Origin of the sequence: Collinsella aerofaciens (assembly GCF_015670745.1) — a bacterium.
GTDB classification, from domain to species: Bacteria; Actinomycetota; Coriobacteriia; order Coriobacteriales; family Coriobacteriaceae; genus Collinsella; species Collinsella aerofaciens_T.
In genome coordinates, this window is record NZ_JADPCH010000016.1 from 24,965 (window position 1) to 46,163 (window position 21,199).

The 21,199-nt window shown below is 61.8% G+C and carries 15 protein-coding genes; 10 read left to right on the plus strand and 5 right to left on the minus strand.

All coding sequences use genetic code 11. The features are described 5' to 3' along the window. Nucleotides 1-30: 30 nt before the first annotated feature. A complete protein-coding gene (locus tag I4W07_RS06805; protein ID WP_055287167.1) occupies nucleotides 31-966 on the minus strand; it encodes a DMT family transporter in 936 nt (311 codons plus the stop codon). Between the two features lie 99 nt (nucleotides 967-1,065). After that, nucleotides 1,066-4,812, minus strand: a complete 3,747-nt coding sequence (locus I4W07_RS06810; RefSeq protein ID WP_196026050.1) for a phosphoribosylformylglycinamidine synthase — start codon at nucleotides 4,810-4,812, stop codon at nucleotides 1,066-1,068. A 184-nt stretch (nucleotides 4,813-4,996) separates the two neighbouring features. On the opposite strand from I4W07_RS06810, the gene I4W07_RS06815 reads away from it, so the two are divergent. Beyond that, a complete protein-coding gene (locus I4W07_RS06815; RefSeq protein WP_196026051.1) occupies nucleotides 4,997-6,559 on the plus strand; it encodes a cation:proton antiporter domain-containing protein in 1,563 nt (520 codons plus the stop codon). Between the two features lie 345 nt (nucleotides 6,560-6,904). On the opposite strand, the gene I4W07_RS06820 is transcribed toward I4W07_RS06815, so the two are convergent. Beyond that, on the minus strand, nucleotides 6,905-7,654 hold the full coding sequence (locus I4W07_RS06820; RefSeq protein ID WP_196026052.1) for an SDR family NAD(P)-dependent oxidoreductase: 750 nt from the start codon (nucleotides 7,652-7,654) through the stop codon (nucleotides 6,905-6,907). Nucleotides 7,655-7,870: 216 nt separating this feature from the next. Continuing rightward, the gene (locus I4W07_RS06825) at nucleotides 7,871-9,214 is read right to left on the minus strand and encodes a homoserine dehydrogenase (RefSeq protein WP_196026053.1); all 1,344 of its coding nucleotides are present in this window, start codon (nucleotides 9,212-9,214) and stop codon (nucleotides 7,871-7,873) included. 218 nt (nucleotides 9,215-9,432) lie between these two features. Between I4W07_RS06825 and I4W07_RS06830 the strand changes: the two genes are divergently transcribed. The 8 genes from I4W07_RS06830 to I4W07_RS06865 all read left to right on the plus strand — a co-directional run bounded on the left by I4W07_RS06830 (nucleotide 9,433) and on the right by I4W07_RS06865 (nucleotide 16,616). Then, nucleotides 9,433-9,819 (plus strand): ABC transporter substrate-binding protein, encoded by a 387-nt coding sequence (locus I4W07_RS06830; protein WP_230317532.1) that lies wholly within the window; start codon nucleotides 9,433-9,435, stop codon nucleotides 9,817-9,819. 271 nt (nucleotides 9,820-10,090) lie between these two features. Next, nucleotides 10,091-11,278, plus strand: coding sequence for an ABC transporter substrate-binding protein (locus I4W07_RS06835; protein ID WP_117758807.1), 1,188 nt, complete (start codon nucleotides 10,091-10,093; stop codon nucleotides 11,276-11,278). Nucleotides 11,279-11,417: 139 nt separating this feature from the next. After that, nucleotides 11,418-12,299 carry a branched-chain amino acid ABC transporter permease gene (locus I4W07_RS06840; RefSeq protein ID WP_022095035.1) on the plus strand — a complete coding sequence of 294 codons (882 nt, stop codon included), beginning with the start codon at nucleotides 11,418-11,420 and terminating at the stop codon, nucleotides 12,297-12,299. Between the two features lie 9 nt (nucleotides 12,300-12,308). Next, nucleotides 12,309-13,388, plus strand: coding sequence for a branched-chain amino acid ABC transporter permease (locus tag I4W07_RS06845; protein WP_118405310.1), 1,080 nt, complete (start codon nucleotides 12,309-12,311; stop codon nucleotides 13,386-13,388). After that, entirely contained in the window at nucleotides 13,378-14,238 is an 861-nt protein-coding gene (locus I4W07_RS06850; RefSeq protein WP_055310550.1) for an ABC transporter ATP-binding protein, read from the plus strand. Before I4W07_RS06845 ends, I4W07_RS06850 begins: the two co-directional genes overlap by 11 nt. Next, on the plus strand, nucleotides 14,239-14,952 hold the full coding sequence (locus I4W07_RS06855; protein WP_006234438.1) for an ABC transporter ATP-binding protein: 714 nt from the start codon (nucleotides 14,239-14,241) through the stop codon (nucleotides 14,950-14,952). It begins immediately after the preceding gene. Nucleotides 14,953-15,128: 176 nt separating this feature from the next. Further along, nucleotides 15,129-15,806, plus strand: a complete 678-nt coding sequence (locus I4W07_RS06860; RefSeq protein ID WP_196026054.1) for a copper homeostasis protein CutC — start codon at nucleotides 15,129-15,131, stop codon at nucleotides 15,804-15,806. Between the two features lie 3 nt (nucleotides 15,807-15,809). Continuing rightward, on the plus strand, nucleotides 15,810-16,616 hold the full coding sequence (locus I4W07_RS06865; protein WP_196026055.1) for a DUF4931 domain-containing protein: 807 nt from the start codon (nucleotides 15,810-15,812) through the stop codon (nucleotides 16,614-16,616). Between the two features lie 21 nt (nucleotides 16,617-16,637). On the opposite strand, the gene I4W07_RS06870 is transcribed toward I4W07_RS06865, so the two are convergent. Continuing rightward, nucleotides 16,638-17,636 carry a bile acid:sodium symporter family protein gene (locus tag I4W07_RS06870; RefSeq protein ID WP_196026056.1) on the minus strand — a complete coding sequence of 333 codons (999 nt, stop codon included), beginning with the start codon at nucleotides 17,634-17,636 and terminating at the stop codon, nucleotides 16,638-16,640. A 275-nt stretch (nucleotides 17,637-17,911) separates the two neighbouring features. On the opposite strand from I4W07_RS06870, the gene recJ reads away from it, so the two are divergent. Beyond that, a complete protein-coding gene (recJ, locus tag I4W07_RS06875) occupies nucleotides 17,912-21,199 on the plus strand; it encodes a single-stranded-DNA-specific exonuclease RecJ (protein WP_196026057.1) in 3,288 nt (1,095 codons plus the stop codon).

Sequence of the window (21,199 nt, forward strand, 5' to 3'; positions counted from 1 at the left end):
GCGAACGCCCTCCCTAAAAAGGCGAGCTTGCTAGGCTTTTTTGGGTTTGTTGACGATGATGATGCCGCCGCAGACCAACAACAGGGCAACGATGACGGTAACGGGGCTCGTGCCAGCGCCCTCGCCGAGCAGCAGTGCGCTCAACAGCACGCCAAAGACCGGGTTCATAAAGCCAAAGACCGACACGCGGCTGACGGGGTTGACGGCGAGCAGGCGGGACCACAGCGAGTAGGCGACCGCGGAGATAAGCGCCATGTAGATGATGAGCGCGATGGCGGGGGCGATTTCGGTGGGGGACAACGTGCCGCCCATCAAAAACCCGATGGCGGTAAGGACCACGCCACCGACTAAAAACTGCCAGCCGGCGAGCAAGACGCCGTCATGCTCGCGCGAGAAGATGCCAATGAGGCAGGTCGACAGGGCGCCCGCAACAGTGGAGGCCAAGATAAATCCCTCGCCGTCGAGCGTAAAGCCAAAGGTGCCATCCGCGCCCGAAAGGTTGACGAGCGCGACACCGGCAAAGCCCAGTACGCAGCCGAGCACTTTGGCCGCATCGAGCTTTTCGGTGCGAAACGCCAGGGCGGCAAAGAGGATGGCTAGGAAGTTGGCGCTGGCCTCGATGATGGAGCTCGACATGGCGCTGGCGCGCGAGAGGCCCAGATAGAAAAAGAAGTACTGACCGATGGTCTGAAAGAGCGACAAGATAAAGATGGGCTTGATATCGCGTACCTGTGGGACGAGCGGGCGGCGCTGGGCCGCACTCATACCGGCGATAACCAGGATACCGGCAAGCGTGAAGCGCAAACCTGCAAAGAGCAGTTGCGAGGCGCTATCGTGCGCGGGGATGCCAAAGAGCTCGTAACCGATCTTGATGCAGGGGAAAGCCGACCCCCAGAGCGCACAGCAGACGAGGCAGCCCAGGACGAGTCCGGGCAGGGTGGCGAGATACGGCTTGCGGCTTTCCATGATGTCCTTCCTACATGCGCGAAGTAAAAAAGAACCCGCCACCGGATGTGTCGGTGGCGGGTGTTGTTACCCGAAGGGATTGTACCTGATGGGAAAGGTTTAAGCGAAGTAGGCCACGCCGCTCTCAAAGATCGGCATGAACTTATCGCCGGGGACATGCTCGGGCACGTTACGGTACAGGTTGTCGCCGCGACGCTCGGCATGGCCCATCTTGCCCAGGACGCGGCCGTCGGGGCTCGTGATGCCCTCGATGGCGAGTGCGGAGCCGTTGGGGTTGACGGAGAGATCCATGCTGGGCTTGCCGTTCTCGCCCACGTACTGCGTGGCGACCTGGCCGTTGGCGATCAGCTGGGCGAGCACTTCGTCATTGGCGACAAAGCGGCCCTCGCCGTGGCTGATGGCGACGGTGTAGGGGTCGTCCAGGCTGCACTGCGACAGCCACGGGGACAGGTTGGACGAGATGCGGGTGCGCACCAGGCGGCTCTGATGGCGACCGATGGTGTTGAACGTCAACGTGGGCGCATCGGGCGTGGCATCGACGATGTCGCCGTAGGGCACCAGGCCGAGCTTGATCAGGGCCTGGAAGCCGTTGCAGATGCCCAGCATCAGGCCATCGCGGGCCTTGAGCAGGTCGCGGACTGCCTCGGTGACCTCGGGAGCGCGGAAGAACGCCGTGATGAACTTGGCGGAGCCATCGGGCTCGTCGCCGCCCGAGAAGCCGCCGGGGATCATGACGATCTGGCTCTGGCGAATACGGCGGGCGAGCTCGTGGGTGCTCTCGGCGACGGCCTCGGGCGTGAGGTTGTTGATCACGAAGGTGTCGGCCTCGGCACCGGCGGCACGGAAGGCGCGGGCGCTGTCGTACTCGCAGTTGTTGCCGGGGAACACGGGGATGATCACGCGCGGGCGGGCGATCTTGGCGCCGCCGTACACGTGGATATCCTTGGCGCGGAAGTCGATGGTCTCGACCTCGGGGGTCTCGCCGGCGCTGCGGTAGGCGAAGACGCCCTCGATGCCGCTCTCCCAGGCCTCCTGGAGCTCGGCGAGCTCGATGACCTCGGAGCCGGTGTCGATGACATAACCCTCGACGGTGGTGCCCAGGGGCTCGACGACAACGCCGTCGGCGACCTCGGGCAGCTCGGCGTCATCGGCGAGCTCGACGATAAAGCTACCGTAGAGCGGGGTGAAGAGGCTCTCCACGTCCACATCCTCGGCAAGCTCGATACCGATCTGGTTGCCGACGCACATTTTAAAGAGGCTCTCGGCGCCGCAGCCGTAGCCGGGCGTGGAGATGGCCAGGGCGTTGCCGTTGGCGGTGAGCGCCTCGACGGCGTCAAACGCGGCGAGCAGCTGCTGGGCGTCGGGGCGGTAATCCTCGCCGTAGGTGGCGGGGGCGATGCGGACGACGCGGTGCGTCAGACCCTTGAACTCAGGGGAGACGGCGCGCGCCGCGCGGCCCACGGCCACAGCGAAGCTGATCAGAGTCGGCGGAACGTTGAGCTCGCCGGCCTCGTCCTCAAACGAGCCGCTCATGGAATCCTTGCCACCGATGGCGCCGGCACCCAGGTCGACCTGGGCCATGAGAGCGCCCAGGACGGCTGCCGTGGGCTTGCCCCAGCGCTCGGCCTCGGTGCGCAGACGCTCGAAGTATTCCTGGAAGGAGAGATAGGCGCGCTTGTGCTCAAAGCCGGCAGCCACGAGCTTGGCGATGGACTCGACCACGGACAGGTAGGCGCCCGCAAACTGGTCGGCCTCCATCAGGTAGGGGTTGAAGCCCCATGCCATGGCGCTCGCCGTGGTGGTCTCGCCGTCCACGGGGAACTTGGCGACCATGGCAGAGCTCGGGGTGAGCTGGGTCTTGCCGCCAAAGGGCATGAGTACGGTCGCGGCACCGATGGTGGAGTCGAAGCGCTCGGAAAGGCCCTTGTTGGAGGCGACGTTGAGGTCGGTGACCAGCGAGGTCATACGCTCGGCAAGCGTGGTGCCGGCCCAGCTGGGCTGCCACACGCTACGGGCGCACACGTGGGCGACCTGGTGCTTGGGTGCACCGTTGGAGTTGAGGAACTCGCGGGATAGGTCGACGATGGCGACGCCGTTCCAGGCCATGCGCATGCGCGGCTCGGCGGTAACCTCGGCGATAACGGTCGCCTCCAGGTTCTCCTCGGCAGCGTAGCCCATGAACTCTTCGACGTCACCATCGGCGACGGCGCAGGCCATGCGCTCCTGGGACTCGGAGATAGCGAGCTCGGTGCCGTCCAGGCCGTCGTACTTCTTGGTCACGGTATCAAGGTCGACATACAGGCCGTCGGCAAGCTCGCCTACGGCGACCGAGACACCGCCGGCGCCAAAGTCGTTGCAGCGCTTGATCAGACGGCAGGCATCGCCGCGGCGGAACAGGCGCTGCAGCTTGCGCTCGACCGGGGCGTTGCCCTTCTGGACCTCGGCGCCCGATGTCTCGATGGACTCGGTGTTCTGGGTCTTGGAGGAGCCGGTGGCACCGCCGATGCCGTCACGGCCGGTGCGGCCGCCCAACAGGATGATCTTGTCGGTGGGGGCGGGGCACTCGCGACGCACGTGGTTTGCCGGGGTAGCGCCCACGACGGCGCCGACCTCCATGCGCTTGGCGACGTAGCCGGGGTGATAGAGTTCGTTGACCTGACCGGTGGCAAGGCCGATCTGGTTGCCGTAGCTGGAGTAGCCGGCGGCAGCAGTGGTCACGAGCTTACGCTGCGGCAGCTTGCCCTCGAGCGTCTCGGACACGGGGACGGTGGGGTCGCCGGCGCCGGTGACGCGCATGGCCTGATACACATAGCTGCGGCCCGAGAGCGGGTCACGGATAGCGCCGCCCACGCAGGTGGCGGCACCGCCGAAGGGCTCGATCTCGGTCGGGTGGTTGTGGGTCTCGTTCTTAAAGAGGAACAGCCAGTCCTGGTCCTCGCCATCGACATCGACCTTCACCTTGACGGTGCAGGCGTTGATCTCCTCGGACTCATCGACATCGGTCATTACGCCGGTCTTCTTAAGGTACTTAGCGCCGATGGTGCCCATGTCCATGAGGCAGACGGGCTTGGCGTCGCGGCCGAGTTCGTGGCGCATCTCCATGTAGCGGTCGAAGGCCTGCTGCACCACGGCGTCGTCGATCGTCACGTCATCCAGGACGGTGCCGAAGGTGGTGTGGCGGCAGTGGTCGGACCAATAGGTGTCGATCACGCGGATCTCGGTGATGGTGGGGTCGCGGTCCTCATCGCGGAAGTACTGCTGGCAGAAGGCGATGTCCGCCTCGTCCATGGCAAGGCCGCGCTCGGAAATAAAGGCGGCAAGGCCGGCCTCGTCGAGCTCGCGGAAGCCGTCGAGCACCTCGACGGGCTGGGGCTCGGGGGTCTCCATGTACAGCGTCTCGGGCAGGTCGAGCGAGGCGATGCGCGCCTCGACGGGGTTCACCACGTAGCGCTTGATGGCATCGATGGCGGCTTCGTCCAGAGCGCCCGAGATCATATAGACCTTGGCGGAGCGCACGGCGGGGCGCTCGCCCTGGCTGATGAGCTGCACGCACTCGCTGGCGGAGTCGGCGCGCTGGTCAAACTGGCCAGGCAGGAATTCGACGGCAAAGACGGCGCCATCGCTTGCGGGGAGCTCGTCGTAGGTCACATCGACCTGGGGCTCGCTAAAGACGGTCGGCACGCAGGAGCGGAAAAGCTCCTCGTCGATGCCCTCGACGTCGTAGCGGTTGATGATCCTCAGGGCCTCGATGCCCTTGATGCCGAGAATTTCGGTCAGCTCGCCCTTGAGCTGCTGAGCCTCGACGTCGAACCCGGGTTTCTTCTCCACGTAGATACGAGAGACCATTGGTTCCTGCCTTCCTGATCGGTTGGGCGTACGGTACGGTATGCGGCAGCGGTCGGTTTGCGGGGTCTGCCCTGCGGTCGCCTTGAGCCACATGTTTGTAAACCTCACTATGATACGACAGCTCGCGGCGCGTTGAGGACGGCGAGGGTGCTACAGTGAAGCGCAAACAAGAGAAAGGCATCACATGGCATTCGTTTCGCTCGCCATCATCGCACTCGTGGCCTTTGCGAGTCCTTTTATCGCCTCGGCGATTCCCGGAAAACCCGTTCCCGAGACGGTCTTTTTGCTCGTGCTCGGCGCGGTGCTGGGACCCCATATGCTCGGCGTCATCCATGTAGATGCTGAGGTCTCGCTTGTGTCCGAGCTGGGCCTGGCCTTTTTGTTCCTGCTTGCCGGCTTTGAGATCGACCCCAAGAGCATCACGGGCGTCGAGGGGCGCTACGGCTTGGCGACGTGGGCCGTCACGTTTGGTATCGCCTGGCTTGCCGTGCGCTTTACCCCGTGGTTCTCGGTCAGTCATTTCGACGGTATCGCCGTGACGCTTGCCCTCACTTCGACGGCGCTCGGCACGCTCGTGCCCATCATGCGTGAGCGCTCGCTCACTGGCACGCGTGTGGGCGACTCGATTCTCGCGTATGGCACCTGGGGTGAGCTCGGCCCTGTGCTCGCCATGTCGGTGCTGCTGTCTGCCCGCACTGGCATCCAAACGCTCGTAATCCTTGGCTTGTTTGCGGTGGTTTGCGTGTTGCTGGCTGTGGTCCCAAGCCGCTCCAAGCGTGTCGGCAGCCGCTTCTTTGCGTTTGTCGAGGAACGCGCCGATACCACGTCGCAGACCTTCGTGCGCCTGACGGTGCTCATCCTGGTTACACTCGTGGCGTTCTCGGCCGTCTTTGATCTCGACATTGTGTTGGGTTCTTTTGCCGCCGGCTTTGTCTTGCGCTACATCATCCCCGAGGGCAACCATACGCTCGAGACCAAGCTCGACGGCCTGGCCTACGGCTTTTTGATTCCGGTGTTCTTTACCGTATCGGGCGCAAAGATCGACCTGACGGCCGTGGCGTCGCGCCCGGGTCTGCTCGTGGGCTTTATCGTGGCGTTGTTGATTATTCGTGCCGTGCCCATACTTATTTCTATGAGCATTTGTCCTGCGACGCGCGATGTGTCGGCGTATGGTCGCATTACCGTGGCCCTGTACTGCACCACGGCCCTGCCGATCATCGTTGCCGTGACAAGCGTTGCCGTCAACGCGGGCGCGCTGTCGCAAGACATCGCGTCGGTTATGGTTGCCGCCGGCGCCATCACGGTGTTCTTGATGCCATTGCTCGCGCAGCTCTTCTACCGCGTGGTGGATGCTGCGCCGGTCGCCGCCGTGGCAGAAGTTGCCGAGCATCCATCCGATGCGCTCGACATCCTGCGCGCCCATCACGATTTGGCGAGCCTGCTCGCACGTGAGCACGAGCTGCTGACTTCGCATGGCCATGGTCGCGTATTCGAGGGCTTGCCTACGCTCGATACGATTGCCGAGCGTCTTTCCGCCGAGGCGGCGAGCGGCCACATCGATGCCCGCATCGTGGACGCGGCGCATCTTCTTGCCGATAAGACCTATGGTGATGAGGTCGACCCGTCCGAGCTGACCCCGCGCGAGCGTCGCCGCCTGGAGCGCGCCAAGCTCGCCGTGCGCGAATACCGCCGCCGCATGTTGGAGCTCTATGCAAGAGAAGAAGCCGAGGACGACGACGGCAAGTAGTCGATACTCTCTCGGGGAAGCCGCGTCCCGCTTTGAAGGCTCGGAACGGGATGTGGTTTCCGAAACGGGGGCCGTTGGGAAACTGTGTCCCGGAATGGGCGCTCAGAGTGGGATGCAGTTTCCGCGAGAGACCCGTTGCGGAAACGGTATCCCAGAATCGGCGTTCAAAACGGGGCACTCTTTCCGAAACATGGCCCTGAGGGAAGCTGCGTCCCGGTCTGAGTCGGAATTCCGGGACACAGCTTCCCTTTCAAACAGAAGAAGGCGCGCTGCCTGCAGTTGATGCAGACGGCGCGCCTTCTTTGTTGGACTATGTTGAGGCTGGGAGCTGAGGCTTGTGGTCCCTTAAGAGCGGGCGGCTCCGTCGACGGGGAGCACGGCGCCCGTGACGTAGGAGGACATGTCGCTCGCCAGGAAAACAAAGGCGTTGGCGACATCCTCGGGCTCGCCCATGCGACCCAGCGGAATGGTGGCGACGATGGGCTTAATAACCTCTTCGGGCAGGTTGGCGACCATATCGGTTTTGGTTACGCCGGGTGCAACGGCATTGACGCGAATGCCCACGGGGGCGAGCTCGCGCGAGAGCGACTGGACCATGCCGTTGACGGCGAACTTGGACGTGGGGTAGCCGACGCCGGAGGGCTGACCGTACTTAGCGACCATCGAGCTCGTGGTGGTGATGGTGCCGCCGTGGCCGGCCTCGGTCATGATCTTGGCGGCAGCCTGGTGGCCATTAAAGACGGCGACGACGTTGAGGTCCATAACCTTAGCGAACTCCTCGGCCGTGTAGTCCAAAAGGGGTGAGCGCTGGGAGATGCCGGCATTGTTGACGACCGTGTCCAAGCCGCCCATGTCGGATGCAGCCTGGGTAAAGGCCTCGGTCACGGCTTCGAGTGAGGTGAGGTCGCAGGAGCGGCCCCAGACCTTGGCGTCGGGATAGGCGGCTGTCAGCTTCTCAACGGCCGCATCGGCGGTCTCTTGACGCGAGCCAAAGACAGTGACGGAGGCGCCCTCCTCGATAAAACGGCAGGCGATGGCATAGCCGATACCGCGCGTGCCTCCGGTGATGATTGCTTTCTTGCCCTCGAGCAACATGGTATTTCCTCTCATCGCGGGCGGACATTCGCAGCACAGCGTAGCCGTAACCGGAATCGGCCGTGTTTGCATATCGGTGAACGGTAGCCCGCGTTACCGATGAGCGGCTCGCGCAAATGTGCCCTGTCGTTGTGCTTAGGGCAGGAGACAAAAAGGCTCCCATCCCACATCGGACGGGAGCCCTTCGAGCAAATGCGTTGTGGGGTGTAAACCGAACTAGTTGGCCATGACGCCTTCGGTCCAGGCCTCAACGTCCTCGATGCGCAGGACGTTGGCGACCTCGGCTACGCAGTCGACGCCGGCAAGCTCGGCGGTGGCAGCCTGGACGTCCTTCTCGAGCGCGCGGTGCGTCAGGAAGATGACCGAGCAAGTATCGCTGGCGCCCGACTTGCCGTCCTCGACCTGGTTGATGAGCGAGATCGAGATGTTGTGCTTGGCAAAGATGTCGACCGTCTCGGACAGGGCACCCACGCGGTCGGCGACCTTCAGGCGCACATAGTACTTAGTCTGGAGCTCGTCCATGGGCTTAAAGGCGAGGTTGTGACCATAGGGCTCAATCTCGGGCAGCGGAGCCACGCCGCGGCTGATCTGCTCGGAGAGCGACAGGATATCGCCCACGACGGCGCTCGCGGTGGGGAAGGAGCCTGCGCCGGCACCGTAGAACATGGTTTCGCCCACGGCGTCACCCACCACGTAGACGGCGTTCATGGCGCCGTTGACCTTGGCGAGCATATGGTCTGCCGGGATGAGCGTGGGATGCACGCGGACGTCGACGCCGGCGTCGGTGTTGCGTGCGATCCCCAGCAGCTTGATGGTGTAGCCGAGCTCGCGGGCCTGGGCAATGTCCTCGGCGCCGATGGTACGGATACCCTGCTGGTAGACATCGTCGGTGGTCACGCGGGTGCCAAAGCCGATGGAAGCGAGGATTGCCGCCTTGCTGGCGGCGTCGAAGCCGTCGACGTCGGCGGACGGGTCGGCCTCGGCATAGCCCTTTGCCTGGGCGTCGGCGAGCACGTCAGCGTAATCGGCGCCCTCGGCGTCCATGCGCGACAGGATGTAGTTGGTGGTGCCGTTGAGAATGCCAGCGATGGTCAGGATCTTGTTGCCCACCAGGTCGTGCTCGAGCGTGCTGACAATGGGGATGCCACCGCCGCAGCTGGCCTCGCACTTAATCTGCACGCCGCACGCGCGCGCCTTCTCGGCGAGCGTCTCGACATGACGGCCCAGCAGGGCCTTGTTGGCAGAGACGACATGCTTGCCGTTCTCGAAGGCGGTGGTGAAGATTTCGGTCGCGGGGTGCTCGCCGCCGATGAGCTCGACGACGATATCGACGGCGGGGTCGGTGACGACGTCGTGCCAGTCGCTCGTAAAGGCCTCGCGCTCAATACCGGCGGCTTCGGCCTGCTCCCGGGCAAGCGCGCAGGCGCGGGTCAGCTTAAGGTCGATGCCGTAGGCGGCCAGGTACTCATCGTGGTGGCTTTTGATCAGACGGGCCACGCCGCCGCCGACGGTTCCCAGACCGATGAGGCCGACGTTCACGGTGCGCAGGGGTTCGCTCATAGATAGCTCCTTCGTGCATCTTATGGATGGATTAACCGCTTAAAGGTTGAGTGCATTCTAGCGTGAAGTGCGGGCGCGTGCTTGCCTGGCAGCGGGAGCAGCACAAAACGGCACCCCCGAAACGCTGCGGAAACATTGGAAACACGCTTGCTACAAACGAACTTCCGTAACAAACTGTCAACGTTTGCACCATAAGGTTTGCCCTGTGCGACTGGGGCATGCAGGCGCTCGTCGGCCCCGTCACGACTGGTGCCGCCGTCGCCGTCTCGGGCGAGATCGCCGACGATATGCTCATGACCCCGTTTTCGGCTGACGATGAGAAGAATGCCGACTTCGTCAAGGCCTATAAGGATGCCTACGACGAGACGCCCAACCAGTTTGCCGCCGACGCTTACGATTGCGTCCACGCCATCGCCGAGGCTATCGATAGGGCGGGGATTGACATTTCGGCCGACGGTGCCGACATTGCCGGCGACCTTGCCAAGGCCATGCGCAAGATCAAGATCGAGGGCCTGACAGGCGAGCTCACGTGGAACGACGAGGGCCAGGTCGAAAAGCCCGCCACGGCCTATGTGATTCAGGGCGGCAAGTACATCGCCGCCTAAGTGCGCATAAAGCGCGACCGGTGAGGCTGTTTTATTCAGGGCAGGGACGCCTGTAACAGAATGGAAACATTACTTTTACATAATAAAGTGGCTAAACTGCATAAAACAATAGAAATACGCAGAATTATGGATAAATCAACAAAACAAAAGAAAAGTTGAAATAATCACCACTTTTCTCAACTAAAGCGTCTACTATTTTGCGAACGCCGAACACGGCGAAGGATGGCCTGTCGGGCAACCGAAACCCGACGAGATTTGAGAGGAGAGCCGCATGTCGAGCCTCACCGGTAAGTCATTGAACCCTGTTATGAATCGCAGGAGCGTTATCGCGAGCGCAGCAGGTCTGGGGGCGATGTCCATTCTAGCTGGCTGCTCCTCCAACGGCGGCGACAGTGGTTCCGCTTCGGGCGACGCTTCGTTTAAGATCGGCACCATCGGCCCGCTGACCGGCGCCAACGCGTCCTACGGCAAGTCCGTTACCCAGGGCGTCGAGCTTGGCTGCAAGGATTTCTCGACCAAGGAGCTGCCGCTTGCCAGCAAGGCCGAGGACGACCAGGCCGATGGCGAGAAGGCCGTCAACGCCTTCAACACCCTGCTCGACTGGGGCATGCAGGCCCTCGTCGGTCCGACCACCACGGGTGCGTCGGTTGCCGTTGCCGCCGAGTGCGGTAACGACCCCAAGACGTTCATGATCACCCCGTCCGCATCCTCCGAGGACGTCACCGACGGCAAGGATTGCGTCTTCCAGGTTTGCTTCACCGACCCCAACCAGGGTGTCAACGCTGCCAAGTTCCTGGCGCAGAAGTATGCGGACGAGAAGTTCGTGCTGTTCTATAACTCCGGCGACGCCTATTCTTCGGGCATCGCAGATTCCTTTAAGGCCCAGGCCGCTGAGTCCAAGCTCGAGATTGTCGACGAGGAGACCTTTAAGGACGACTCCGCCACGAGCTTTACCAACCAGCTGACCAAGGCCAAGCAGGCCGGCGCCACCATGATCTTTGCGCCGATCTACTACACGCCGGCGTCCGTCCTGCTCAAGAACGCCAAGGACATGGGCTACGACGTCAAGATGATGGGCTGCGACGGCATGGACGGCATCCTGGGCGTTGAGGGCTTCGATACCTCTCTTGCCGAGGGTCTGCTGCTCATGACCCCGTTCTCTGCCGACGACGAGAAGAACGCCGACTTCGTCAACGCTTACAAGGATAAGTACGGCGATACCCCCGACCAGTTTGCCGCCGACGCCTACGACGGCGTGCACGCGGTGGCCGAGGCCCTCAAGGAGGCCGGTCTTGGAGTCGACGCCGATCCGACCGAGGCCGCCGAGAAGCTGTCCAAGGCTATGCTCAAGATTACCGTTGACGGTCTGACCGGCAAGCTCACCTGGAATGATAAGGGCCAGGTCCAGAAGGAGCCCACGGCTTACGTCATCACCGACGGCAAGTACGTACAGGCCTAATTGGCCGCCTTACATAGAGCGGTTTTGATTCCAAGCAGGGGAGGTTTTGGCCTTCCCTGCTTGCTTGGTATCTAGGGACGATGTAACGTCCCTGTTTCATACATCAACTGGAAACCTATTCGAAAGGGGGATGTGGAACATGACGGTCTTTATCCAATACCTGGTCAACGGCCTGTCCATGGGCAGCGTCTACGCCATCATCGCGTTGGGCTACACCATGGTCTACGGTATCGCCAAGATGCTCAACTTTGCTCACGGCGACGTCATCATGGTCGGTGCCTATGTCTCGTTCTGCGCCACGTCGTATCTCGGCCTCCCGGGCTGGGCATCTGTAGTTCTCTCTTGTGTGGCCTGTACCGTTCTCGGTGTTCTCATTGAGGGTCTGGCCTATAAGCCGCTGCGTCAGGCGGGTCCGCTGGCCGTTCTAATCACGGCTATCGGCGTGTCTTACTTCCTGCAGAACGCCGCGCAGCTTCTGTGGGGCGCCACGCCCAAGAACTTCACTTCGCTCGTCACCTTCCAGGTGCCGGAGTTCTTGGCCAAGTTCAACGTAAGCGCCGTCTCACTCGTCACCATCGTCGCCTGCCTGGTTATCATGGCCGGCCTGATGTTCTTTACAGGTAAGACCAAGATGGGCAAGGCCATGCGCGCCGTGTCCGAGGACAAGGCCGCCGCTCAGCTCATGGGCATCAACGTCAACCGCACCATCTCGATGACGTTCGCTATTGGCTCGGCGCTTGCCGCCATCGCCGGCGTGCTCCTGTGCTCCTACTCGCCGGTGCTGCAGCCTACGACGGGTGCCATGCCTGGCATCAAGGCCTTCGACGCCGCCGTCTTCGGTGGCATCGGCTCCATCCCCGGCGCCTTTGTCGGTGGCATTCTCATCGGCATCATCGAGGCGATGGCGCAGGCCTACATTTCCACGAGTCTTGCCAACTCCATCGTCTTTGGTGTTCTGATCATCGTCCTGCTCGTCAAGCCTGCCGGCCTCTTGGGCAAGTACGTCCCCGAGAAGGTGTAGGTGAGCGGTATGAAGTTTCTTAAAGACAAGCAGACGCGTCACGACTTTGTTACGTACGCCATGTGCCTTGTGGCGTTCGCCATCGTGTTCTTTATGCAGTCTAACCACATGATTCCGCGCATGATCGCCGGTCAGCTGGTTCCCATCACGGCCTATATCGTCATGGCCATCTCCCTTAACCTCGTCGTCGGCATCGCGGGCGACTTGTCGCTGGGCCACGCGGGCTTTATGAGCGTCGGCGCCTATACGGGCATCGTTACCGCTGTCGCGCTGGAGAGCGCCGTTCCCTCCGATCCGGTGCGCCTGATCATCAGCATTGTGGTCGGCGCTATCGCCGCTGCCATCTTGGGCTTCTTGATTGGTATCCCGGTCCTGCGCCTGAGCGGCGACTATCTGGCCATCGTGACCCTGGCTTTTGGCGAGATCATCAAAGAGATCGTCACCTGCCTCATTGTGGGCGTCGACTCCCGCGGCCTGCACGTGATCTTTAACATCACGGGCAACTCTACGATCGACGACCTGCACCTGCTCGAGGACGGCACCGCCATCATCAAGGGCGCCCAGGGCGCCTCGGGCGTGTCGACGTACTCGACCTTCCTCGCCGGTGCCATCCTGGTCATGGTCGCACTCGTGATCGTGCTCAACCTGGTTCGCAGCCGTACCGGCCGTGCCATTATGGCCGTGCGCGATAACAAGATTGCAGCCGAGTCCGTAGGCATCTCCGTCACCGAGTACCGCATGATCGCCTTCGTGGTTTCCGCTGCCCTCGCCGGTGCTGCCGGAGCCCTCTTCGGCGGTAACTTCTCGCAGCTCTCCGCCACCAAGTTCGACTTCAACACGTCCATCCTCATTCTGGTGTTCGTGGTCCTGGGCGGTCTGGGCAATATGCGCGGCTCCGTCATCGCGGCGGCGCTGCTCACGGTGCTTCCCGAGCTGCTCCGTCAGTTCTCGGACTACCGTATGCTCATTTACGCTATCGTGCTGATCCTGGTCATGATCTTTACCAACAACCCGCAGCTCAAGGCGTTCTTCGCACGCATTAAGGATCGCTTTGCTTCCAAGAAGGAGGTAGCAGCCGATGCCCAGTAAATTTGAGTTCAAGAAGGGCAAGATGGTCCCGTATCCTTCTGGCGCCATCGTTCCCGATCGTGACCTGGGCGAGCGCCCTGCACTCGAGTGCATCCACCTGGGCATTGAGTTCGGTGGCCTTAAGGCAGTCGACGACTTTAGCCTGACTATCGGCAAGACCGAGATCGCCGGTCTGATCGGCCCCAACGGTGCCGGTAAGACCACGGTCTTCAACCTGCTCACCAAGGTGTATCAGCCCACGCACGGCACCATCCTGCTCGACGGAGAGGATACCTCGGGCAAGTCGGTCTATCAGGTCAACCGCATGGGTATTGCCCGTACCTTCCAGAACATTCGCCTGTTCAACACCATGACGGTGGAGGATAACGTTAAGGTCGGTCTGCATAACCAGGAGCGTTACTCCGGCTTTGAGGGCGTGCTGCGCCTGCCGACGTATTGGAAGCACGAGAAGGCCGCCCACGAGCGCGCCATGGAGCTGCTGTCCATCTTTGATATGGAGCATCTGGCAAACGAGCAGGCCGGATCGCTGCCTTACGGCGCTCAGCGTCGTCTGGAGATCGTCCGCGCGCTTGCCACCAACCCCAAACTGCTGCTGCTCGACGAGCCTGCCGCCGGCATGAACCCGTCCGAGACCGCGGAACTCATGGAGAACATCGTTAAGATTCGCGACACCTTTGGTATCGCCATCATGCTTATCGAGCACGACATGTCGCTCGTCATGAATATTTGCGAGGGTATCTGCGTGCTCAACTTTGGTAAGGTCATCGCCAAGGGCACGGCAGAGGAAATCCAGAACAACGACGCCGTTATCGAGGCATATCTGGGCAAGCAGGATAAGGGGGAGAACTAAATGGCAGAGCCGATGCTTTCCGTCTACAACATCAACGTCTGGTACGGCGCCATCCACGCCATCAAGGACATCTCCTTTAACGTCAACGAGGGCGAGATCGTGGCTCTGATCGGTGCGAACGGTGCCGGCAAGTCCACAACGCTCAAGACCGTCTCGGGCCTGCTGCGCTCCAAGACCGGCTCCATCAAGTTTATGGGCGAGGACATTACTCATACGCCCGCCGATAAGCTGGTTGGTAAGGGCCTGGCCCAGGTGCCCGAGGGCCGTCGCGCCTTTTTGCAGATGACGGTCGAGGAGAACCTGGAGATGGGCGCCTACACGCAGCCCAAGTCCACGGTTGCTCCGGGCCTTGAGCGCGTCTACGAGCAGTTCCCGCGCCTGAAGGAGCGCCGTCGCCAGGTCGCCGGCACCCTTTCGGGCGGCGAGCAGCAGATGCTCGTTATGGGCCGCGCCCTTATGAGCAACCCCAAACTGCTCATGCTCGACGAGCCTTCCATGGGCCTGGCGCCGATTCTGATTGAGCAGATCTTCCAGATTGTCGAGGACCTGCACAAGGCCGGCACCACGGTGCTTCTGGTCGAGCAGAACGCGCAAATGGCGCTCTCGATCGCCACGCGCGGCTACGTGCTCGAGACCGGCAAGATTACCATGACCGGCACGGGCCAAGAGCTGCTGCACGACGATAACGTGCGTAAGGCATATCTCGGAGGCTAACCCATCCAACAAAAGGGGCGCTGACTATCCCGGTCAGCGCCCCTTTTTAAGTTGCGGTGAAATAGGGACTAATTGGGGGTTCCAGACGCCAAAACAGTCCCTATTCCACCGCAACTTCATGGGGATGTGTGACAATGCCCGTCGGAAAACATCTGCTGTCTTTTGGGGGTCTATCTATGCTGTACGAGTTTTGTGCCGAGAACTTTGAGCGGGTGCCGGCGGCTATCGATGCCGGTGCAAGGCGTATTGAACTGTGCGACAACCTTGCCGTCGGTGGCACTACACCCTCGGCCGGTGTTATCAGCGCTACAGTCAGCTATGCTCACGAGCATGACGCGCGAGTGATGTGCATGATTCGCCCGCGTGGCGGTGACTTTCATTACAACCAAGACGAGCTGCGCATGATGGAGATGGACCTGGGCCTTGCCGTAAGCGCCGGCGTTGACGGCTTGGTCTTTGGCAGCTGCAAGCCCTGCGCTGGCGGATGGGCGCTCGACGAGCTTACGTTGGGCGCTCTCGTGATGGCCGCGGGCTGCGCGACCGAGGAATGCAAGCGTGAGCCCATCGACATCACCTTCCACATGGCGTTTGATCAGCTCTCGCCCGAGGCTCAGCTCGATGCGATTGATACACTTGCCGACTGCGGCGTTACGCGCATCCTCACGCATGGCGGCGCTGCCGGTACGTCGATCGAGGATAATTTCGATTACCTGGCTCGTTTAATCGAGTATGCGGGCGATCGTTTGACCATCCTTCCCGGCGGCGGCATCACTACGGCAAATCGCGACGCGGTCGCTGCGGCGCTAGGCGTCTCCGAGCTCCATGGCACCAAGATCGTGCCGCTGGAGGTATAACCCGTGGCGCTGGTATTTGACGTTCAGCAGGCGAGCGGTAAGCCCGACGATAATCGTCGCCCTGGCACCGCGTGCCCCTTTTGCGACACGGAGGGACTTGCCAACATCATCCAGCGCGATGGTGACTGTATCTGGCTCGAGAATAAGTTCAAGACCTTGCGGGCCACACGTCAGACCGTATTGATCGAGTCTGCCAATCACGACGCCGACCTGGTGACCTATGAACCGGATGAGCTGCATCATGTGATGCGGTTTGCCCTGGGCTGTTGGCAGCAGATGATCGATTCCCAACAGTACCGCAGTGTGCTCATGTACAAGAACAAGGGTCCGCTCTCGGGCGGTAGTCTCGTGCATCCGCACATGCAGATTGTGGGTTTGGAGCAGGAAGACGGCTACACTTCGCTGACTTCTGCCAATTTCGAAGGCATCAATGTCTGGCAACAGGGGAGGATCTCGGTCAATATCTCAACCGAACCGATCATGGGGTTCTTTGAGATCAACGTTTCAGCCCCGCAGGGAATCGCCGCCAGCGATGACACGAGAGACCAAGCCGAGGCGGATCTCTTCGCCGATGCAATCCAGGTAGCTCTGCGCTATATCTTGCACGAGCACCATGGCGGTCGTGCAGAGTCGTATAACCTGTTCTTCTATCACCTGGGCGGTCGGACCATTGCCAAGGCGCTTCCGCGTTGGGTGGTTTCGCCCTACTTTGTTGGCTATCGTTTGGCCCAGGTCAATGCCGAGACGACGCTCGATATCGATGCTGAGCGCCTGCGTGCGCATCTGGAAACGCTCGTATGGCAAGACTAACACCCGCGTAATGCGGACAGTCTAGCGTGCCATGGCATCGCGGCCGGCCTCGACCTGCTTGCGCTGGACGGCACGCTCCTCGCCGGTCAGACGCTCAAAGAGATGCCCGATAAGCGAGGCGAGCACCTGCTGAAACAGGGTGCCGCACATGACGGGAAACACGACCTCGCCGGGAAAATACTGTGTGGCGATGACGGCACCCGAAGAGATGTTGCGCATGCCGCAGGTAAAGCACATGGTGGTCGTCTCGCTATACGGCAGGTGCAATGCGCGGGCGACCAGAATGCCCACGACAAAACCGCTGATGGCGAACACCAGAATAAAGAGGGCGACTTCCAGGCGCACCGCGTTCATGTGTAGCACGTACTCGCTCATGGTGGTGGAGTTGGAGGCAATAACGCCCATCATCATGAACTTGCAGGCGGGCGAGAGCGCGGGGGAGAGCCTCTCGTGTCCCCAGCCGCGCGTAAGTTCGTTGATTACAATGCCGAGGATGGCGGGGATGGCAATCATAAAGGCCATGTTCTGCATCATGCTCGGCACATCGATTGCGACGGTGGCACCCAGCAGGAGCTTGAGCGTGAGCGGAATCGTCACAGGCGATATAACCGAGGACGTCAGGATGATGGTGAGCGCGAGCGGGCCGTTGCCGCCGAACATGCTGATCCACATAAAGGCGGTGACGGCCACGGGCACGCTGTACTCGAGCACGATGCCGCAGACAAGGTTGGGGTTGGAGCCAAAGAACAGTGAGCCCATGGCATAGGCCGCGATGGGAATAAGCGCCGCCGAGACGAGCAGTGCCAAAATCAGGTGCAGGGGACGGCGGAACACCTCGGCTACCTGGTGGAAGGTGTTGCTGAGCGCACCCTGAAACGTCATAAAGGCGAAGAGGGCGGGAACAATGGGCTTGAGCACGCCAATCTGCTGGGGAAAGAGCACGCCGAGCGCCACGCAAATCGGAACGATGACCTGCATATGTCCTGCGAGAAATTTGCCCAGTCCAACCCATTGCTTCATATGCTCTTGTGACTCCCTTTGCTCGTGAATCCGTTTTGAATGGATATGCTAGACGCTCGCATGCGTCCGTGTGGCTGAAACGCTCGATTATTTCGAGGCTATTACCGCCCTCGTTTATCGAAACCACGGCGTGCTGGATGTTGTGCGTCCGCGCTGCACGGTATAATAAATCCGTTCAACAGATCTGCCTGCCGAAGCGGGCATGCACAGAGGACTCATCGCTATGAACCGTGAGAGGTATCGCGGCGACCTGCCCCTATCGGGGGTGGGCGCCTATGTCATCGCTTAAGACGACGCATCGCTGGGCGGTCGCTCAGCAAAACCCCGAGCTCGAAAAGGAGCTTTCGGCTGGCCTGGGCATACCCGGGCTGGTGGCGCGCATTATGGTTGCGCACGGCATTACATCCATCGAGGAAGGCCAGCTGTTTTTGACGCCTTCGCTCGATCGCGACTGGGCGGACCCACTCGTTATTCCGGGCATGGTGGTCGTCGCCGACCGCGTTGAGCGTGCTATTCGCAGCCACGAGCGTATCGCCGTCTTTGGCGATTTTGACGTTGACGGTATTACGTCGACCTGCCTGTTGACCGAGGCGCTGCGCACGTTTGGCGCCGATGTCACGCCGTTTATTCCGCATCGCTTTGATGAGGGCTACGGTCTTTCGCGCGCGGCGCTCGACCGCGTTAACGAGCTCGCTCGCCCCCAGCTGATCGTGACCGTCGATAACGGCATTGCCGCCAAGGAAGAGGTTTCCTATCTGAAGAGCCTGGGGATCGATTTGGTGGTCACGGACCATCACGAGCCCTCCGATCAGGTGCCGCAGGGCGTACCCCTGACCGACCCTAAGCTCGATGACGATGGTCCTTCGCGTGAGCTTGCCGGTGCCGGCGTGGCACTCAAGTTGGTGCAAGTCCTGGGCGAGCGTCTGGGCAAGCCGTCGTATTGGCGTTCGCTAATCGAGGTCGCGGCGCTGGGCACCGTGTCCGACATGATGCCGCTCACGCCCGAGAACCGCGCGCTGGTTGCCGAGGGCATCCAGCAGATGCGCGTAACCGCTCGCCCGGGCTATATCGCGCTTGCCGCGCTCGCCAAGGCAGACCTTTCGAGCATTACGGCGGATGGCCTGTCATTCTCGCTCATTCCCCGCTTAAACGCTGCCGGTCGCATGGCTGATCCCAAGCTGGCGCTCGACCTGCTGCTTGCCCGCGATCCCATCGAAGCAAGCGCACTGGCGGCTGAGCTCGAGGAAATCAACCGCCAGCGCCGTGAGATCGAGGCGGAGCTCACGCGCGATGCCATGGCAAAGGTCGAGGAGACCTATGACGGTGGACGCGTGATCGTCGTGGGCGGCGAAGGCTGGCACGAGGGCGTCAAGGGCATCGTGGCAAGCCGTCTGACCAACCGCTACCACGTGCCGGCGCTGCTGTTCTCGATCGAGGACGGTATCGCGCGCGGCTCTGGTCGCTCGGTGGGCAAAGTTAACCTGTTTGACGCCATCGAGCGCTGTTCCGACCTGATGATTCGTCGCGGCGGACATGCTGGTGCGGTGGGTGTGACCATCGAGGCGTCCAAGCTCGACGAGTTCCGTCGTCGCCTTTCCGCCGTGCTATCGGAGCTTCCCGCCGAGGACTTTGAGGACACCGACGAGGTTGCCGCCACCGTTGACCTCTCCGAGCTGAATATCGAGACCATCGAGCAGATCTCCCGTCTTGAGCCGTTTGGCCAGGGCAATAAGGTGCCGCTTCTGGCTGCCGAGGGCGTGACAATGTGCGATCGCGCTGTGGTGGGCAAAACCGGCGAGCACATGCGCTTCGTGGCGACCGATGGCGCCGCGAGTGTGCCGGCCATTATGTTCCGCGTGCCGCAAATCGATAAGCTCATCAACTGCGATAGTGCTGCCGACTTGGTGTTCGAGGCCGTTGCCGAGCATTGGCAGGGGCGTGTGAAGCCCAAGCTCATGATCAAGGATGTTCTGGTCCGCGATACCACGCTGCCCAGCGTCGACGATCCGGCATGCGAGCTTCGTCGTGGCGTGCAGCCGGCGGATTCCGGCCTGCGCCTGGAGTCGCGTAAGCGCGAGACACTCGCCCAGCTTTCTTATACCGAGCTGACGCGCTCGCTTATCCATAGCTTTATAGGCTCGAACCAGCCGCACCGCGCGCAGGTCGAGGCGCTCGATGCCCTGGCCGATCACCAAAGTGTTCTGGCCGTTATGGGAACGGGGCGCGGCAAGTCGCTCATCTTCCATGTGCATGCCGCGCGCGAGGCGGTTCTTCGCGGGCGTGCGAGCATCTTTGTCTATCCGCTGCGCGCGCTCGTTGCCGACCAGGCCTATCACCTCTCGTCGACGATGGCCGCGCTCGGCATTGGCGTCGGCGTGTTGACCGGCGAGACCGTGGAGGCGGCGCGCGATGACGTGTTTGCCGGCTTGGCTTCGGGCCGTACCGGCATCGTGCTCACGACGCCCGAGTTCCTGTCCATTCACCGCGACCGCTTTGCGCGTTCGGGGCGCATCGGTTTTGTCGTTATCGATGAGGCGCACCACGCTGGCCTTGCCAAGGGCGGCGACCGCAGCGCCTATCTCGACATGCCCGATATCCTCAAAGCCCTGGGCGACCCGGTCGTTATGGCCGCGACGGCCACCGCGACGGCTCCGGTCGTGGCCGAGCTTGCCCGCACGCTTCCGATCACTCACACGGTGGTCGACGAGACGGTGCGCGAGAACCTGCAGCTCGAGGACGACCGTGATCTTGCAAGTCGCGAGAACCGTTTGGTGTCGATCGTGGCGACGGGGGAGAAGACCGTCATTTACGTCAATTCGCGCGACCAGTCCGTGGCGCTCGCCAAGACACTACGCAAACGCGTTCCCGACTGTGCGACCCGTATCGCGTTCTATAACGCTGGCCTTACGCGCGCCGACCGCCATCGCGTAGAGGAGGCGTTTCGAGACGGCAGCCTCAGCTGCATCGTCTCGACATCCGCCTTTGGCGAGGGCGTCAACCTTCCCGATATTCGCCATGTCGTGCTCTATCACATGCCGTTTGGCGGCATTGAGTTTAACCAGATGAGCGGCCGCGCCGGTCGCGATGGCCAACCCGCCGTGATCCATCTACTCTATTCGTCGCGTGACGCCCGTATTAACGAGCGCCTACTCGACTGCTATGCGCCCGAGCGCGACGAGCTCGTCACGCTCTATCGCGCGCTGCAGACCATGTGGCGCTCCAACCGCGGCAAGACCGGGGACGATTTCTTTAGCGCGAGCGATATCGACATCGCGCAGATGTGCCTTGCCATCGATGCTCGCACGCCGGTCGACGAGCGCTCGGTGGAAAGCGGCTTGGGAATCTTCGAAGAGCTTGGTTTTTGTCGCGTTTCGGGGTTTGACGACACCCGTCGCATCGCGATGGCCGAAAACCCCGGCCGCGTGCAATTGAGCAGGTCAATTCGCTATTTGGAGGGCTTGCGCTCGCGCATGGAGTTCTCGGCTTTCCGGAGTTGGGCGCTCGATTCGTGCGCTTCTGATATGCTAGCCAAAGTTAACCGCCCGATCGTACCGCGGGCCTAG

What these genes read in the sequence shown, in the direction of transcription:
- I4W07_RS06850 (WP_055310550.1), top strand. Translation starts at nt 13,378, where the DNA reads ATGCCCAGTAAATTTGAGTTCAAGAAGGGCAAGATGGTCCCGTATCCT.
- I4W07_RS06825 (WP_196026053.1), bottom strand. Translation starts at nt 9,214, where the DNA reads ATGAGCGAACCCCTGCGCACCGTGAACGTCGGCCTCATCGGTCTGGGA.
- I4W07_RS06805 (WP_055287167.1), bottom strand. Translation starts at nt 966, where the DNA reads ATGGAAAGCCGCAAGCCGTATCTCGCCACCCTGCCCGGACTCGTCCTG.
- I4W07_RS06820 (WP_196026052.1), bottom strand. Translation starts at nt 7,654, where the DNA reads ATGTTGCTCGAGGGCAAGAAAGCAATCATCACCGGAGGCACGCGCGGT.
- I4W07_RS06860 (WP_196026054.1), top strand. Translation starts at nt 15,129, where the DNA reads ATGCTGTACGAGTTTTGTGCCGAGAACTTTGAGCGGGTGCCGGCGGCT.
- I4W07_RS06840 (WP_022095035.1), top strand. Translation starts at nt 11,418, where the DNA reads ATGACGGTCTTTATCCAATACCTGGTCAACGGCCTGTCCATGGGCAGC.
- I4W07_RS06815 (WP_196026051.1), top strand. Translation starts at nt 4,997, where the DNA reads ATGGCATTCGTTTCGCTCGCCATCATCGCACTCGTGGCCTTTGCGAGT.
- I4W07_RS06855 (WP_006234438.1), top strand. Translation starts at nt 14,239, where the DNA reads ATGGCAGAGCCGATGCTTTCCGTCTACAACATCAACGTCTGGTACGGC.
- I4W07_RS06845 (WP_118405310.1), top strand. Translation starts at nt 12,309, where the DNA reads ATGAAGTTTCTTAAAGACAAGCAGACGCGTCACGACTTTGTTACGTAC.
- I4W07_RS06830 (WP_230317532.1), top strand. Translation starts at nt 9,433, where the DNA reads ATGCAGGCGCTCGTCGGCCCCGTCACGACTGGTGCCGCCGTCGCCGTC.
- recJ (WP_196026057.1), top strand. Translation starts at nt 17,912, where the DNA reads ATGTCATCGCTTAAGACGACGCATCGCTGGGCGGTCGCTCAGCAAAAC.
- I4W07_RS06870 (WP_196026056.1), bottom strand. Translation starts at nt 17,636, where the DNA reads ATGAAGCAATGGGTTGGACTGGGCAAATTTCTCGCAGGACATATGCAG.
- I4W07_RS06835 (WP_117758807.1), top strand. Translation starts at nt 10,091, where the DNA reads ATGTCGAGCCTCACCGGTAAGTCATTGAACCCTGTTATGAATCGCAGG.
- I4W07_RS06810 (WP_196026050.1), bottom strand. Translation starts at nt 4,812, where the DNA reads ATGGTCTCTCGTATCTACGTGGAGAAGAAACCCGGGTTCGACGTCGAG.